Origin of the sequence: Comamonas sp. BIGb0124 (assembly GCF_003752175.1) — a bacterium.
In the GTDB taxonomy this organism is placed as follows: domain Bacteria; phylum Pseudomonadota; class Gammaproteobacteria; order Burkholderiales; family Burkholderiaceae_C; genus Comamonas_F.
The window spans coordinates 350454-365116 of the sequence record NZ_RJVF01000008.1; the positions used below are offsets into that span (position 1 = coordinate 350454).

11 protein-coding genes are annotated in these 14663 nt (G+C 66.4%); 8 read left to right on the forward strand and 3 right to left on the reverse strand.

Translation table 11 applies throughout. From position 1 onward, the window contains the following. Positions 1-44 precede the first annotated feature (44 nt). The gene (locus tag EC845_RS22450) at positions 45-947 is read left to right on the forward strand and encodes a hypothetical protein (RefSeq protein ID WP_199739708.1); all 903 of its coding nucleotides are present in this window, start codon (positions 45-47) and stop codon (positions 945-947) included. A gap of 260 nt (positions 948-1207) precedes the next feature. Here EC845_RS22450 and EC845_RS02860 read toward each other — a convergent pair whose 3' ends face one another. After that, positions 1208-1561 carry a helix-turn-helix domain-containing protein gene (locus tag EC845_RS02860; protein WP_123296324.1) on the reverse strand — a complete coding sequence of 118 codons (354 nt, stop codon included), beginning with the start codon at positions 1559-1561 and terminating at the stop codon, positions 1208-1210. 400 nt (positions 1562-1961) lie between these two features. Between EC845_RS02860 and fusA the strand changes: the two genes are divergently transcribed. Beyond that, positions 1962-4073: an elongation factor G gene (gene fusA / locus EC845_RS02865; protein ID WP_123295699.1), complete on the forward strand. Its 2112-nt coding sequence runs from the start codon at positions 1962-1964 to the stop codon at positions 4071-4073. 116 nt (positions 4074-4189) lie between these two features. Here fusA and EC845_RS02870 read toward each other — a convergent pair whose 3' ends face one another. After that, positions 4190-6646 carry a membrane-bound PQQ-dependent dehydrogenase, glucose/quinate/shikimate family gene (locus EC845_RS02870; RefSeq protein ID WP_123295700.1) on the reverse strand — a complete coding sequence of 819 codons (2457 nt, stop codon included), beginning with the start codon at positions 6644-6646 and terminating at the stop codon, positions 4190-4192. Between the two features lie 347 nt (positions 6647-6993). Here EC845_RS02870 and EC845_RS22735 point away from each other — a divergent pair, with 347 nt between their 5' ends. The 6 genes from EC845_RS22735 to EC845_RS02895 all read left to right on the forward strand — a co-directional run bounded on the left by EC845_RS22735 (position 6994) and on the right by EC845_RS02895 (position 13918). Then, complete coding sequence (locus tag EC845_RS22735) at positions 6994-9135, forward strand: TonB-dependent receptor domain-containing protein (protein WP_123295701.1); 2142 nt, start codon at positions 6994-6996, stop codon at positions 9133-9135. A 2-nt stretch (positions 9136-9137) separates the two neighbouring features. Further along, complete coding sequence (locus tag EC845_RS22255) at positions 9138-9293, forward strand: hypothetical protein (RefSeq protein ID WP_158615592.1); 156 nt, start codon at positions 9138-9140, stop codon at positions 9291-9293. After that, a complete protein-coding gene (locus tag EC845_RS02880) occupies positions 9290-10039 on the forward strand; it encodes a metal ABC transporter ATP-binding protein (protein WP_123295702.1) in 750 nt (249 codons plus the stop codon). The genes EC845_RS22255 and EC845_RS02880 overlap by 4 nt, the downstream gene beginning before the upstream one ends. Continuing rightward, positions 10036-10989 carry a metal ABC transporter permease gene (locus EC845_RS02885; protein WP_233597914.1) on the forward strand — a complete coding sequence of 318 codons (954 nt, stop codon included), beginning with the start codon at positions 10036-10038 and terminating at the stop codon, positions 10987-10989. Before EC845_RS02880 ends, EC845_RS02885 begins: the two co-directional genes overlap by 4 nt. A gap of 82 nt (positions 10990-11071) precedes the next feature. Next, positions 11072-12055 carry a metal ABC transporter solute-binding protein, Zn/Mn family gene (locus tag EC845_RS02890; protein WP_233597915.1) on the forward strand — a complete coding sequence of 328 codons (984 nt, stop codon included), beginning with the start codon at positions 11072-11074 and terminating at the stop codon, positions 12053-12055. A gap of 222 nt (positions 12056-12277) precedes the next feature. Then, complete coding sequence (locus EC845_RS02895; protein WP_123295703.1) at positions 12278-13918, forward strand: Na+/H+ antiporter; 1641 nt, start codon at positions 12278-12280, stop codon at positions 13916-13918. Positions 13919-13936: 18 nt separating this feature from the next. Here the strand turns inward: EC845_RS02895 and EC845_RS02900 are convergent, their stop codons facing one another. After that, positions 13937-14662 (reverse strand): membrane integrity-associated transporter subunit PqiC, encoded by a 726-nt coding sequence (locus EC845_RS02900; protein WP_123295704.1) that lies wholly within the window; start codon positions 14660-14662, stop codon positions 13937-13939. Position 14663: the final 1 nt, after the last annotated feature.

The following is a 14663-nucleotide window of genomic DNA, read 5'->3' on the forward strand; positions in this document are numbered from 1 at the left end:
CACAAAATGTAGCTACAACGTAAAGAGGGCACATGAAAAACAATATGAAGGCCTTATACAAGGGTCTGTCGGTGGTGGCGCTGGCTGTCGCACTCGCGGCCTGCGGAGGTGGTGGCGGTGGTGACGAAACACCGGCGACCGGAGGTGGAAGCAGCAACACCGGAGGTGGCAATACCGGCGGCAATACGGGTGGCGGCAACACCGGTGGCGGCGATACGGGTGGCAACACCGGCGGTGGCAACGGCAATGCCACGGTGGTGTCGTACTCGGCTTATCTGCCCAATTCGCCCGGCCAGGGCTTCGACCGTCTGGTCGATATCGAAACACGCGATGGCAAGGCATCGGTCGTGATCGATGGCGTCGAGCAGAACTACACGCTCACGCCCATCAACAGCAGCAATACGTGCTCTGTGAGCGGCGGCACGGGCGACTACAAGATCGACTCGTGCGCCACCCGCAGCCGTGGCGAAGTCGTCATGCTCTGCCCGACGGCGGCCGATCTGCCGATCGCCTTCCTGCAAAACAAGGAAGCGACCTACCTCACGCCGACCAACCTGGCTGAACTGCGCCAGGTCGCAATCAACCAATCCTCCCTGGGTGGCTTGGCCCTGAACGTGGCGTTCTGCTCGGATTCGTTGATCACCATCCGCAACCGGCTGATCGTGCTTCCGAACGGCAGTGCCACGATCACCTCCGATGGCGTATCCGAACTCCTCAGCGCGGACGAGATCACGCAATTGTTCTCGTCGAACGGCTTCAACGCCGACGACGCCAAGGCTGGCATGAAGGTTTTCAAATGGCAGCCCGAAGTGGCCGCAGGTGCGCAACAGACAGTGCGCTACATCGTGATCCTGACCGGCGTACCTTTTGCCGGCCAGTCCGACTTCACGAAGTTCGAGCCCGTCATGTTCGTCACGCCGGCAACCCTGCAATTGCCCGCTCGCTGAACGCAAGCCCAGCAAGCAGAGGGGTATGACTCTCAGCCCCTCACCCAATAAAAACGCCCCTCACGGGGCGTTTTTTTTATCAGGACTCCCGCCCCGACCTTCGCTGGACTCAGCCAAGACGCGATACAGCAAAAAGGTCATCGATGAAGACATTTTGCGGACCCCGAACTTTTCGCGGTCAGCCCGCATGAAACCTGACTAGGCCAAGTCTGGCGGCACGCCTGCCAGGCGTTGCGGCAACGGCAACCCTGCCGTGCAGCTTACTTCACGGGTTCGAGCAGATGCTGTGCCGTGGTCTCGTCAGTGATCGGATCGTTTTCCAGGGCGCCGAGCAGCGAATCGAGCAGGTCCGGAAAACGGTCGTCCAGATCCTCGCGGCGCAGCGACAGCAGGTTCTCGCGTCCGTAAGGCCGTTGCCAGATCACGCCGCTGTCGCGCAGCACGCGCCAATGGTGGGTCATGGTGGATTTGGATTGGCCTTGCAGCAGCGAACCGCACGCACGCTCACCCCCTGAAGCCAATGCCCGCACCACGGCAAGCCGAAGCGGATGGCCCAGCGCGGTGAGTACGTTTTCCAGGCGAATCTGTTCGCGGTCGGGATGATTCGGAATCATGAAAATTTCTGTCGTTGCACACCACAGTCCGGCCGCATCGAGCCCAGCCGTGTCGGCGTAAGCGGTCATCGCCACTGCGTCGGCGGCAAGGGTCATGGCACCGGCAAACCGTGTGCCCTTTGGGTTCATGATTGTACACGTATACACGTACAATTAAACGCGATCGGATGGAGGATGAACCGGGATGGCGCGTCGGCGCCGCTGCGACCTGCCCGGTGCGCGATGCCCTCGAGGTGCCCCATCGATGGGTCTTCGAGGCGGATCGTGCTTGAGTCGACGGACAAGGAGGACGCCTTGCCAATTGTACGACTGTAGGCGTACAATTAAATCTTTAACCACCGGCAACACAGGAGCCAAGCCGCCTTGCCCGACAAGGTATGACGACTCCAAGGACATCATCATGGCCCGCCACACTCCCATCGCACGCTATCGGAACATCGGCATTTCGGCGCACATCGACGCCGGCAAGACCACCACGACCGAGCGTATCCTGTTCTACACCGGCGTGAGCCACAAGATCGGCGAAGTCCATGACGGCGCGGCCACCATGGACTGGATGGCCCAGGAGCAAGAACGCGGCATCACCATCACGTCCGCGGCCACGACCTGCTTCTGGAAAGGCATGGACGGCTCCTTCCCCGAGCACCGCATCAACATCATCGACACCCCCGGCCACGTCGACTTCACCATCGAAGTCGAGCGGTCGATGCGCGTGCTCGACGGCGCAGTCATGGTGTACGACGCGGTCGGCGGCGTGCAACCCCAGTCCGAGACCGTCTGGCGTCAGGCCAACAAGTACCGCGTGCCGCGACTGGCATTCGTCAACAAGATGGACCGCGTCGGTGCCAACTTCTTCCGTGTGCGCCAGATGATGGTGGATCGCCTCAAGGCCAATCCTGTGCCGATCGTGATTCCGATCGGTGCCGAGGACGGCTTCAAGGGCGTGGTCGATCTGCGCCTCATGAAGGCGATTCTGTGGGACGAAGCCTCCCAAGGCATGAAATTCACGTTCGAGGACATTCCCGCCGATCTGCTCGCATCCGCGAAGGAATGGCGCGAGAAGATGGTCGAGGCTGCCGCCGAAGCCAACGACGAGCTGATGAACCAGTACCTCGAATCCGGCGACCTGAGCGAGGCGCAGATCACCCTTGGCCTGCGGCTGCGCACCATCGCGGGCGAGATCCAGCCCATGCTGTGCGGTTCGGCCTTCAAGAACAAGGGCGTGCAGCGCATGCTGGATGCCGTCGTCGAATTGATGCCGTCGCCGGTGGACGTGCCTCCGGTCGAAGGCGAGGACGAGGACGGCAATCCGGTCACCCGCAAGTCCGACGACAACGAGAAGTTCTCCGCGCTGGCGTTCAAGCTGATGACGGACCCCTATGTCGGGCAACTGACTTTTGTCCGTGTCTATTCGGGTGTGCTGTCCAAGGGCGACAGCGTCTACAACCCCGTCCGGGGCAAAAAGGAACGCATCGGCCGGATCGTGCAGATGCACGCCAACGAGCGCCAGGAGATCGACGAGCTGCACGCGGGCGACATCGCCGCCTGCGTGGGCCTCAAGGAAGTGACCACGGGCGAGACGCTGTGCGACCCGTCCGCCATCATCACCCTGGAGCGCATGGCTTTCCCCGAGCCGGTGATCCGCCAGGCCATCGAACCCAAGACCAAGGCCGACCAGGAAAAGATGGGCATCGCCCTGTCGCGCCTGGCCTCCGAAGACCCCTCGTTCCGCGTCAACACGGACGAGGAATCCGGGCAGACCATCATCGGCGGCATGGGCGAGCTGCACCTCGAGATCATCGTCGATCGCATGAAACGCGAGTTCGGTGTCGAGGCCAACGTCGGCAAGCCGCAGGTGGCCTATCGCGAAACCGTGCGCAAGACCGTCACCGACGTCGAAGGCAAGTTCGTGCGCCAGTCCGGCGGCAAGGGCCAGTACGGCCACGTCGTGTTCACGCTGGAGCCGCAGGAAGCCGGCAAGGGCTTTGCGTTCGCCGATGCCACCAAGGGCGGCGTGGTGCCACGCGAATACATCCCCGCCGTGGAGAAGGGGGTGGTCGAGGCGCTCAACAATGGCGTGCTGGCCGGTTACCCGGTGGTCGATGTCAAGGTGACGCTGACTTTCGGGTCCTACCACGACGTGGATTCGTCCGAGCAGGCGTTCAAGATGGCCGCCATCTTCGGTTTCAAGGAAGCGGCCAGGAAAGCCGACCCCGTCATCCTGGAACCCATGATGGCGGTCGAAGTGGAAACGCCCGAGGACTACGCCGGCACCGTGATGGGCGACCTGTCGTCGCATCGCGGCATGGTGCAAGGCATGGACGACATGCTCGGCGGCGGCAAGGTCATCAGGGCCGAAGTGCCGTTGTCCGAGATGTTCGGTTACTCCACCACGCTGCGCTCGATGTCGCAGGGCCGCGCCACCTACACGATGGAGTTCAAGCGCTACGCGGAGGTGCCACGTGCCATCGCGCAGGGCCTCATGACCGAGCGCCAGAACACGCGGCAGTGAATCCGAGCAGGCCCGCGGGCCTGCCCGCACGCCTCCGCACGCCAACAGAAACGCCCCTTCCGGGGCGTTTTTTTTAGAGGGAGCCAGGCGGGTGCCGGGCTCGTTCCGGCACGTGCTTACTTGGGCAGGGCCCAGGCGATGACGCTGTCGCCCAGCTTGGTGTCCATGCGCTGGTGACCACCGACGGCTGCCACGATGTACTGGCGGCCGTTGATTTCATAGCTCATGGGGTTGGCCTGGGCGCCTGCGGGCAGGCGGACTTCCCAGATCAGTTCACCGGTTTCGGTGTTGTAGCCGCGCATGAACTGATCCAGCGCCGCGCCGACGAAACTCACGCCGCCGGCGGTGGTCAGCGAGCCGCTGTTGTTGGGCGTGCCCATCTCGAGCTTGACGCGCGAGGGGATGCCCAGCGGGCCGGTGTCGTAGCCGGTGCCCAGCGGACGGGTCCAGATCACTTCCTTGGTGCGCAGGTCGACGCCGGTCATGTAACCCCACGGCGGTGCGATGCAAGGCGTGTTGAGCACGGACATCCAGGGTTCCTTGCGCGCGCCGTACTTGGAGCCGGCCTGGGGCATGTAGCCCTTGACCTTGCTCGGGCCGCGGAAGATCGACTGCACGCCCCAGGCGTCCATCTGTTCACGCGTGAAGAGCTGCTCGGTGTAAGGCAGGCGGTTGCTGTTCATGACCATGATGCCGCGCTGCGGATCGACGGACACGCCACCCCAGTTGATGCCGCCATGGTTGCCGGCGAACGACAGCGTGCCGGTCAGCATGGGCGGTGTGTAGGGGCCTTCGTATCGCAGCTGCTTGAACTGGATGCGGCAGAGCAGTTGGTCGAACGGGGTGATGCCCCAGGCATCGGTCTCGTCCAGCACTTCGATGCTCTTGCCCGGCTTGCCCACGGTGTTGGGCATGTCGACCGACAGGGGCTGCGTGGCGGCGGTCCAGTCTTCGGTGTCCACGCCTTGCGGAACCGGGGTCTGGACGACCTGGCTCAGGGGTTCGCCGGTGGCGCGGTCGAGCACGTAGATCTGGCCGCTCTTGGTGGCCTGAACCACGGCGGGGCGCTTGCCCTGGGCGGTGGTGAAGTCCACCAGGTTGGGCTGTGCGCTCAGGTCGAAGTCCCACAGGTCGTGGTTGACCGTGCGGAAGTGCCAGCGCTCCTGGCCGTTCGCGGCGTCCACGGCGACCAGGGTGGCGGTGTACTCGTCCTCGAGCTTGGTGCGGTCTTCGCCGTAGAAATCGCTGGCGGGGTTGCCCAGGGGCAGATAGACCAGGCCGAGTTCGTCGTCGCCCGAGATGATGGACCAGACGTTGGGGGTGCTGCGGGTGTAGGTCTTGCCGGGTTCCGGCGGCGTGGTCACGCCCGGATTGCCCAGATCCCATGCCCAGCGCTGCTCGCCGGTGACGGCGTCGTAACCGCGGACCACGCCGGAAGGCGCATCGCGTTCGGTGCCGTCGCGCACCTGGCCGGTACCGATGATGGCGACGCCGCGCATGACCAGCGGGGGCGACGTGGGAGCCACGAAACCGGGCAGCGTGTTGCCGGTGCCGTCGTTGAGGTTCACGTAGCCCTGGTTGCCGAAGCTCGTGCACAGCTCACCGGTTTCGGCATCGAGCGCACCGACGCGACCATCGACCATGGGCCAGATGATGCGCGACTGGCATTGGGCCACGGGCTGCGGTGCCTCGTAGTAGGCCACGCCGCGGCAGGTGCTGGCGGCGATGTTGGCCATGGCCTTGCGGTCGGTCTTGGGATCGAAGCGCCATTTTTCGGTACCGGTCTCGGCGTTCAGCGCGATCACGATCTGGCTGGGCGTGCAGACGTACAGCGTGTCCTTCACCTTGATGGGAGTGTTCTGGAACGCGTAGGCGAACTTGGCATCGGCCGGCTTGTTGTCGCCGGTGTGGAAATGCCAGGCTTCCTGCAGTTGGCTCACGTTGGCCGGCGTGATCTGGGCCGACGGCGAGAACTTGTTCGACAGGTTGGAACCGCCATACGACGTCCAGTTGCTGGCGTCGTGGTTGCCGGCGACATTGTTGTCGGGCGACGGCACGGTCAGGCGGCTGTACGCTTCGGACGGACGCGACGATGCCAGGCTGGCGTCGGCCAGCTCGACATGGGGATTGACAAACAGCGGCACCACGATGGACAGCAGGCCGGCCAGCGAAAGCACACCGGTCAGGCCCACATAGGTCGTCTTGTTCAGGGGCGCCAGCAGACGCGAGGCGACCGGCCAGAAGGCGACCAGCACCAGGCTCAGCACCACGATCCAGGCCAGACGGGGAATCAGCGCCCAGCCGTCGAAGCCGACTTCCCACAGCGCCCAGGCCAGCGTAACCGCCAACGAGACCAGGTAGATGTAGAAGCCGGTGCGGCGGCCCATCGCCATCAACACACCGCCGACCACCAGGGCCACGCCCAGGATTGCGTAAAAGGCGGTACCGCCGACGGCAATCAGTTTGCCGCCCAGGAACACGAGTGCCACACCTGCCAGCGCAATCAGCAACGCATAGACCGCGAAGGCCCAGCGTCCCAATCCGCCAACCGGACGGCCTTGTTTGTCAACCATATGTAACCCTTCAAAAATCATAGTCATTCGACGCGGCGGCACGCGAGGCGGACCACCGGTGGCGCATTAAACCAATTAGCGACAACCCTGATATCGATAACCCTTATATCTGCCATTCCTTCTTATTGGTTATTGACGGCCATGTGCACGAACCCCGGTTTCATCACTTTCTGAAATGACATGAACCCACGGTCAATATGATTTTTCATTCTCAATTGTGAAGATATTGCGTTATCATTAGCAAAAGACTGCCAACACCGAGGGAAAAGCACGAGCGCCGATGGCGTTCGGCCGTTCGCTTCGCGCGTCGGCCGTCGCTGCTTTCCAACTGCTTTTCTCCTCTCTCCATGTCTCCATACACCCCCCGTAAGCTGGTCGTGGCCCTGGCCGCGCTGTGGCCGCTCCTGCATGTCCAGGCCCAGACAGCCGATGCGAATTCGCCGTCGAGTGCGGCTGCCGCGGTGTCGTCCTCGACGCCCCCGGCCGCGACTGCGACGCCCGCCACATCGCCGACGCTGCAGGCCGTGACGGTCTCGGCCAGCGCGCTGGGCACGTCGGCCGACGACATGGCCACGCCGGTCACGGTGCTCGACGGCGAGGGCCTGCTCACACGCCAGGCCGCCAGCCTGGGTGCGACGCTGGACGGACAGCCGGGCATCCATGCCACGCACTTCGGCGCAGGCGCGAGCCGTCCGGTGATCCGCGGCCTGGAAGGCCCGCGCGTGCGCATCCTTTCGGACGGCTCGGAGGTGATGGATGCCTCGACCGTCAGCCATGACCACGCGGTGACGGTCGAACCCGCCCTGGCCCAGCGCATCGAAGTGCTGCGGGGCCCTTCCGCCCTGGCGTATGGCGGCGATGCCCTGGGTGGTGTGGTGAATGTGATCGACAACAAGATCCCGACCGCCATTCCCGAGCGCGGCTACGAAGGACAGATCGATTTGCGCGCGGCCAGCGGTGCCCGCGAAAGCCAGGGCGGTTTCTCGCTGACGGGCGGGGCCGGCCAGGTGGCCATCCATGCGGAAGGCCTGGCCCGCAATGCCGATGCATACCGGGTGGGCAGCGGCTGGTCGGGCGGCAGCCGGGTCGAGGGCAGCGAGGCCCGTTCGGCCACGGGTTCGCTCGGACTGTCGTGGATCGGCGATCGCGGCTACCTGGGCGTGGCCTACACCCGCATCCGCAGCACCTATGGCCTGCCGGGCCACAGCCATGCACTCGAGGAATGCCACGTGCATGCGTCGGGCACGCCGCATTTCCACTGCGACGACGACCATGGGCATGATCACGGCGACGAAGAAGGCCACGACCACGAAGAGCACGACCATGCCGACGAGGCCGTGCCCGTGGTGCGGCTGCGCAGCGAGCGCTGGGATCTGCGGGGCGAGTACCGCGATCCGTTGCCCGGCTTCAGCCGCCTGCGCCTGCGCGCCAGCCACACCGATTACGAACACCGCGAGATCGAGGACGGCGAAGTCGCCACCACGTTCACGAACAAGGCCTACGACGCACGGCTCGAACTCGAGCACCGTCCGCTGGCCGGCCTGCGCGGCGTGGTCGGCCTGCAAGGCAGCCACCGCGACTTCAGCGCCGTGGGCGAGGAAGCCTACGTGCTGCCCAGCCGCACCCGCCGCGCCGGTCTGTTCGTGATCGAGGAGTACCGCGTGGCCGACTGGCGTTTCGAAGCCGGCGTACGCCGCGACTGGCAGCGTGTGTCGATCGAAGGCGACCAGCCCGACACCCGCCACGGCGGCACCTCGGTCTCGGCCGGCGCGACCTGGCGCCTGGCGCCGGCCTACAGCCTGGGCCTGGCCCTGTCTCGCACGCAGCGCCTGCCGACGGCCGAAGAGCTCTACGCCAACGGCCCGCACATGGCCTCGAACACCTACGAGATCGGCGATGCCGGCCTGAACCGCGAAACCGCGCGCAACGTCGACCTGACACTGCGCAAGACCGCGGGCGACACGACCTTCTCGGTGGGCGCGTTCTACAACCGGGTCGATGGCTACATCTACGCCCGCACGCTCGACGTGCATGAAGGCGCGCAGCTCATCCAGTACGCGCAGCACGACGCGGCGTTCAAGGGACTGGAAGGCCAGATCCGCCAGCAACTGACTCGCAACTGGGGACTGGGCGTGTTCGGCGACCTGGTCCGTGGCGGCCTGCGCGGCGGCAGCGACCTGCCCCGCATGCCCGCCGCCCGGCTGGGCACCCGGGTCGATGCGCAGTGGGGCCGCTGGCGCGGCGAAGCGGAGTTCTACCGCGTGTTCCGCCAGAACCGGCTGGCCGACTACGAGACGCCGACCTCGGGCTACAACATCCTCAATGCCGGCATCAGCTACCGCGTGACCCAGGCGGGCTACGGCTACGAGCTCTACCTGCGCGGCACCAATCTGACCAACCAACTGGCCTTGGTGCACACCTCCTTCATCAAGGATGCCGCACCGCTGGCCGGACGCAGCGTGGCAGCCGGCGTACGGGTGACGTTCTGAGCATGGCCGGAGCACCCCTGCGCACCCCCCGGCGCCAAGACACGCCGCTCGTCCCGGCCAGCCTGCTGCGCTGGTCCACCCTGTCGCGGCTGGGCGTGGCGGCAGCGCTGTGCCTGGCCTTGTGGGGGGTGGTCGTGTGGGCCACCGCAACGCCATGAGCCCGCCACAAGCCCTGGTCCTGCAGGACCTGAGCCTGCGCTACCGCGGCGGCGACGAGGTGATCGCCGGCATCACGGGTGCGTTCGAGGCCGGCTCGCTCACCGCCATCATCGGCCCCAACGGCTGCGGCAAGACAACGCTGCTGCGCGCGTTGGCCGGCCAGGTCCAGCCCAGCGCAGGCACCCTCACCCGCCTGTATCCGGTCCGCCGCACGGCTTATCTGCCGCAACTGGCCGAAGCCGAACGCGCGTTTCCGATGACGGTGTTCGATTTCGTGGCCCTGGGCGCCTGGCAGCGCACCGGCTGGTGGCGCTCGCTGTCGGGTGCGCCGGCTCGCGAGGCCCATGAAGCGCTCGATGCCGTCGGGCTCGGCGGCAAGGCGGCCTGCTGGATCGGCGAGCTCTCGGGCGGGCAGTTCCAGCGCATGCGTTTTGCACGACTGCTGCTGCAGGATGCCCCCGTGGTGCTGCTCGACGAGCCGCTGGCAGCGGTCGATGCGCAGACCAGCGAGGACATCCTCTGCCTCGTCAGCCAGTGGCATGCCGCCGGCAAGACGGTGGTCGCCGTGCTGCACGACCTGCAGCAGGTCCTGCGCTGTTTTCCGCAGACGCTGTCGCTGGAACATGCCGCACACGGCCGGATCCGCTGGGGTGCGACACGCGAACTGCTGCAGGCCACCGTGGCGGCTCCACATGGCAGCGACCTGGTGCGGTCGATCGACAGCGCTCGCCGGAGGTCTGCATGATGAACACCCCCTGGGACGGTCTGCTCGCCCTGGCCATGGCGCCATTCGCCGATTTCGGTTTCATGCGGCGCGCGCTCGCCGGCAGTCTGGCCCTGGCGCTGAGCGCGGGTCCGCTGGGCGTGATCCTGCAATGGCGGCGCATGAGCCTGGTGGGCGACGCCATGGCCCACGCCCTGCTGCCCGGCGTCGCGCTCGGCTACCTGCTGTTCGGCCTGTCGCTGCCTGCCATGACGTTCGGCGGGCTGGGCGCAGGCCTGGCGGTCGCCATGCTTGCCGGACTGGTCTCGCGTTACACCGATATCCCGGAGGATGCCAGTTTTGCCAGTTTCTACCTGGTCTCGCTGGCTCTGGGCGTGCTGCTGATGTCGCTGCGCGGCTCGAATGCAGACCTGCTGGGCGTGCTCTTCGGCTCGGCGCTGGCGCTGGACGATCCGACCCTGCTGCTGGTTGCCGGCATCGCCACGGTCAGCCTGGTCGGGCTGGCACTGATCTACCGGCCGTTGTTGGCGGGTTGCGTCGACCCGCAGTTCTTGCAGTCGCAGGGCTGGCACGGCGGCCTGGCGCACGGGCTCTTCCTGCTGCTGTTGGTGCTGAGCCTGGTGGGCGGCTTCCATGCCTTGGGAACGCTGATGGCCGTCGCTTTCCTGATCCTGCCGGCGGCGACCGCCCGCCTGTGGGTGCGCAGCATCGCGGCCCAGATGGGCTGGGCCGTGGCGGTGGCCATCGTCTCCAGCGGAATGGGCCTGCTGCTGTCGTTCCATCGTGCCGTGCCGGCCTCGCCCGCCATCGTGCTGGTCGCAGGCTTGCTGTACGGCGTGTCGTTGCTGGTGGGGCGCCATGGCAGCCTGCTGGCACGCAGCCGGGGCCGCCGCCGGCCCAGGTCCGCGGCGGCATCCGCGTCCATACCTCACTCTCGTGCGCCGGCCTTTCCGGCTGGCGGCACGCCATGACGTCTTCCTTCGACGTGACACAAACCTCACCTCACACACCATGACCGCCTTACCGTCACGACCCTCCTCATCCGCCGCCCCCATGAACCGCCGCGGCTTCGGCACCCTGGCGATCGCCGCCGTGGCCACCACGCTGGCCGGCACACGCATGGCGCAGGCCCAGACCGCAGCCCCTGCAGCCCTGCCGGTGGTCGCCAGCTTCTCCATCCTGGCCGATCTGGTGCGCCAGGTGGGCGGCGAGCGGGTGGCGGTGACCGCCCTGGTCGGCCCGGGCAGCGACGCCCACAGTTTCAACCCCGGTGCACAGGACGCCCGCGCTCTGAAGGACGCTCGGGTGCTGGTGGTCAACGGACTGGATTTCGAAGGCTGGCTGCCCCGGCTGCAGAAGGCATCGGGCTTCAAGGGCCTGCTGATCACGGCCAGCGACGGCATCCAGGCTCGCCAGTTCGAGGAAGCCGACGGCGATCACGATGCGCACGGCGAGCCGCACAGCCATGGCGGCCACGACCACGATCATGGCCACAGCCACGATCACGGCACGCGCGATCCGCACGCCTGGCAGGATGTGGGCCATGTGCTGCGTTATGTCGACAACATCTCGAAGGGACTGGTCCAGGCCGATCCTTCGGGAGCGTCTCTGTACCAGGCTGCGGCCGCGCGCTACAGTGCCCAGTTGCGCCAGCTCGACACCGACATCCGGGCAGCCGTGGCGCGTATTCCCCAGGCCCGCCGGCGCCTGGTGACCACCCACGATGCCTTCGGTTATTTCAGCGCGGCCTACGGCATCGACTTCATCGGTGCACGGGGGCTTTCCAACGAAAGCGAACCCTCGGCCGCAGGCATCGCCCGGCTGGTCGAGCAGATCCGGCACGACCGTATCCCGGCCATCTTCCTCGAAACCATCGGCGACCCGCGGCTCATGCAGCGGCTGTCTGCAGAAACCGGCGTGGCGTTGGGCGGACGGCTGTATTCGGACGCGCTCGCGCCCGTGGGCGAGCCTGCCGGAACCTATATCGGCATGATGCGCAGCAACCTCGCGCAGTTGGAAAAAGCGCTGGGCCAGTAAGCCGGGAGGGGGCGGCAACCGCCCCGCGAAGATCTCGCCGGAACGGCCGCGACACCGTCAGGCCAGGCCCCTGGCGCCGTCAAAACCGATCGTGACGATACGTGTATTGACGGCCCAGACCGCAGCCCCGGTGCAGGGGGTGTAAAGTGTCCCCGCACTTGGGTTTGCCGAATGGCCGCAAGGCGTCTGTTCCTGTTTCGTTATCTTCATTTCTCTCCCCCTATGGAATCGATTTCCATCGCCCTGGCGATGATGATGGCCGTGGTGGTCAGCGGCGTGCTGGTCCGCATGCTGCCCGTGCCCATCCCCCTGCCCCTGGTCCAGATCGCGCTCGGCGCCCTGATCGCGGGCGGTTTCAATCGCGGCGTCGCGCTCGACCCGGAGATCTTTTTTCTGCTCTTCCTGCCGCCGCTGCTGTTCCTCGACGGCTGGCGCATTCCCAAGGAAGGCGTGCTGCGCGACAAGTACGCCATCGTCGAGCTGGCGCTGGGGCTGGTGATCTGCACGGTGGTCGGGGTGGGGTTTTTCATCCACTGGCTGATTCCGGCCATGCCGCTGGCCATCGCGTTTGCCTTGGCGGCCATTATTTCGCCGACCGATCCGGTGGCGGTCTCGGCGATCACCTCGCGGGTGACGATTCCCAAGCGCGTGATGCATGTGCTCGAAGGCGAATCGCTGCTCAACGATGCCAGCGGTCTGGTCGCTTTCCGTTTTGCCGTGGCCGCCGCCGTGACAGGTTCGTTCTCGCTGACCCAGGCCGCGCTGTCCTTTGTATGGGTCGCCTGCGCAGGGCTGGCCACGGGCGCCATGTTCACGCTGGCCGTGACGTGGATCAAGAACCGCGTGAGCCGCCGTTACGGCGAGGAAGCGGGTTCGCAGATTCTGGTCAGCCTGCTGATTCCCTTCGGCGCGTACGAGCTGGCCGAGCACATCGGTGCGTCGGGCATTCTGGCCGCCGTGGCCGCCGGCGTGACCATGAGTTATGCCGAACTCAGCGGCACGGCCGGCGCCACCACCCGGGTGCAGCGCGGCGCGGTCTGGAACATGGTGCAGTTCACGCTCAACGGCGTAATGTTCGTGTTGCTGGGCGAGCAGTTGCCGGCGATCCTCGACGGCGCGGTGCGGGTGGTGACGGAAACCGGGCACGCCAATCCGTGGTGGCTGGTGATCTACGCCCTGGCGATCAGCCTGGCGCTGGCGGTGCTGCGTTTTGCATGGGTCTGGGTGTCGCTGGCCATCGGCCGTGTGGTCGCCCAGCGCCGGGGCAATGTGTCGCCGCGGCCCAATCCGCGCCTGATCGCGGCGATCTCGCTGGCCGGCGTACGGGGTGCCATCACCCTGGCCGGCGTGATGACGCTGCCGCTGACCCTCAACGACGGCACGCCGTTGCCCGCGCGCGACCTCGCCATCTTCCTGGCTGCGTCGGTGATCATCATCTCTCTGGTGGCCGCCAGCTTCTTCTTGCCGCGGCTGCTGCACAACCTGGATATCCCGGTCGAGTCCGAGCACCACCGCTACGAGGACATGGCCAGCAACGTGGCCCGCGAGGCCGCCCTGAGGGGTGTGGAGCGGACGCTGCACCAGCTGGTGGCCCTGCACCCCGACAAAGATCCGCAGATCTACGCCAGCGTGGCCAATCAGGTGATGGAAAGCCTCAAACGCAATGCCTACGACGGCAGCGGGCAGCCGCTGGACGCGGCGGTGATGCGTGAACTGGAAGCCATCGAACGCGAGATGCGCCTGGGTGCCATCACCGAAGCGCGCATCGAGATCTTCCGCCTCGCCCGCGAAAACAAGATTCCCGATCACGTCTGCCGCGAGTGGGTTTCGCGTTACGACCTGCAGGAAGCGCGGATGCGCTGATTCGGCGGCGCCGCGTGGTCAGGCCGGGCAGCGCCATTCGGCGGGCGGCCGCGCCAGCGTGGCGGCGATCTGGGCGCTCAGCCGCGCCAGGGATTGCTGGTGCGCCTGGATCAGCGCGGGGGTCGACTCGTCGCTCACCGATTCCACCTGGCGGCTCTGGCACAGCACGACGGCGGGCGAGCCGTTCGTGGCCTGGCCGGCAGGCACCATTTCGCGCACGCTCCAGGCCACATCCTGCATCGCATACTGGCCGCGCACCGTGTCGAAGCGGGTCACGTCGAGCTGCACCCGGTAGACGGGCAGCCCGGCGGGCACCGACACGGCCGATACCTCGGGCACACCGAGCGTGCGGCCCAGTTGGGTCACCACGGCGGCCCGGATCTCGTCGGCCAGCGGGCCCAGCCAGCGGGCGTTCTCGAGCGGCACGACTTCGCCCTCGCTGCTGCGCACCAGCACTTGGGGCAGGTCGATCGCCGGCGGCACGCGCACCGGCAGCACTTGCAGCGCAAAACGCGCGTTGCCCGAAACGGCCGCGGGTGCGGGAGCGGCCGAGGCCTGAGCGGGCACTGCCCCGGTCGTCCGCACGGCGGCATCGACGGGCGCGCTGCCGGCCGGCCGCTGAAGGGTGTAGTAGCGCGCGGGCGTCGGCGAGCTGCAGGCGGCCAAGCCCAGCAGTGCACCCAGGCCGGCGGCCATCAGGGCATGGCGGGCCAGCGGGCGGGGCAGCGTGATTTGACGGTACATG

Coding starts and splice junctions, on each gene's coding strand:
- EC845_RS22450 (WP_199739708.1), top strand. CDS start 45: ATGAAGGCCTTATACAAGGGTCTGTCGGTGGTGGCGCTGGCTGTCGCA.
- EC845_RS02860 (WP_123296324.1), bottom strand. CDS start 1,561: ATGATTCCGAATCATCCCGACCGCGAACAGATTCGCCTGGAAAACGTA.
- fusA (WP_123295699.1), top strand. CDS start 1,962: ATGGCCCGCCACACTCCCATCGCACGCTATCGGAACATCGGCATTTCG.
- EC845_RS02870 (WP_123295700.1), bottom strand. CDS start 6,646: ATGGTTGACAAACAAGGCCGTCCGGTTGGCGGATTGGGACGCTGGGCC.
- EC845_RS22735 (WP_123295701.1), top strand. CDS start 6,994: ATGTCTCCATACACCCCCCGTAAGCTGGTCGTGGCCCTGGCCGCGCTG.
- EC845_RS22255 (WP_158615592.1), top strand. CDS start 9,138: ATGGCCGGAGCACCCCTGCGCACCCCCCGGCGCCAAGACACGCCGCTC.
- EC845_RS02880 (WP_123295702.1), top strand. CDS start 9,290: ATGAGCCCGCCACAAGCCCTGGTCCTGCAGGACCTGAGCCTGCGCTAC.
- EC845_RS02885 (WP_233597914.1), top strand. CDS start 10,036: ATGATGAACACCCCCTGGGACGGTCTGCTCGCCCTGGCCATGGCGCCA.
- EC845_RS02890 (WP_233597915.1), top strand. CDS start 11,072: ATGAACCGCCGCGGCTTCGGCACCCTGGCGATCGCCGCCGTGGCCACC.
- EC845_RS02895 (WP_123295703.1), top strand. CDS start 12,278: ATGGAATCGATTTCCATCGCCCTGGCGATGATGATGGCCGTGGTGGTC.
- EC845_RS02900 (WP_123295704.1), bottom strand. CDS start 14,662: ATGTACCGTCAAATCACGCTGCCCCGCCCGCTGGCCCGCCATGCCCTG.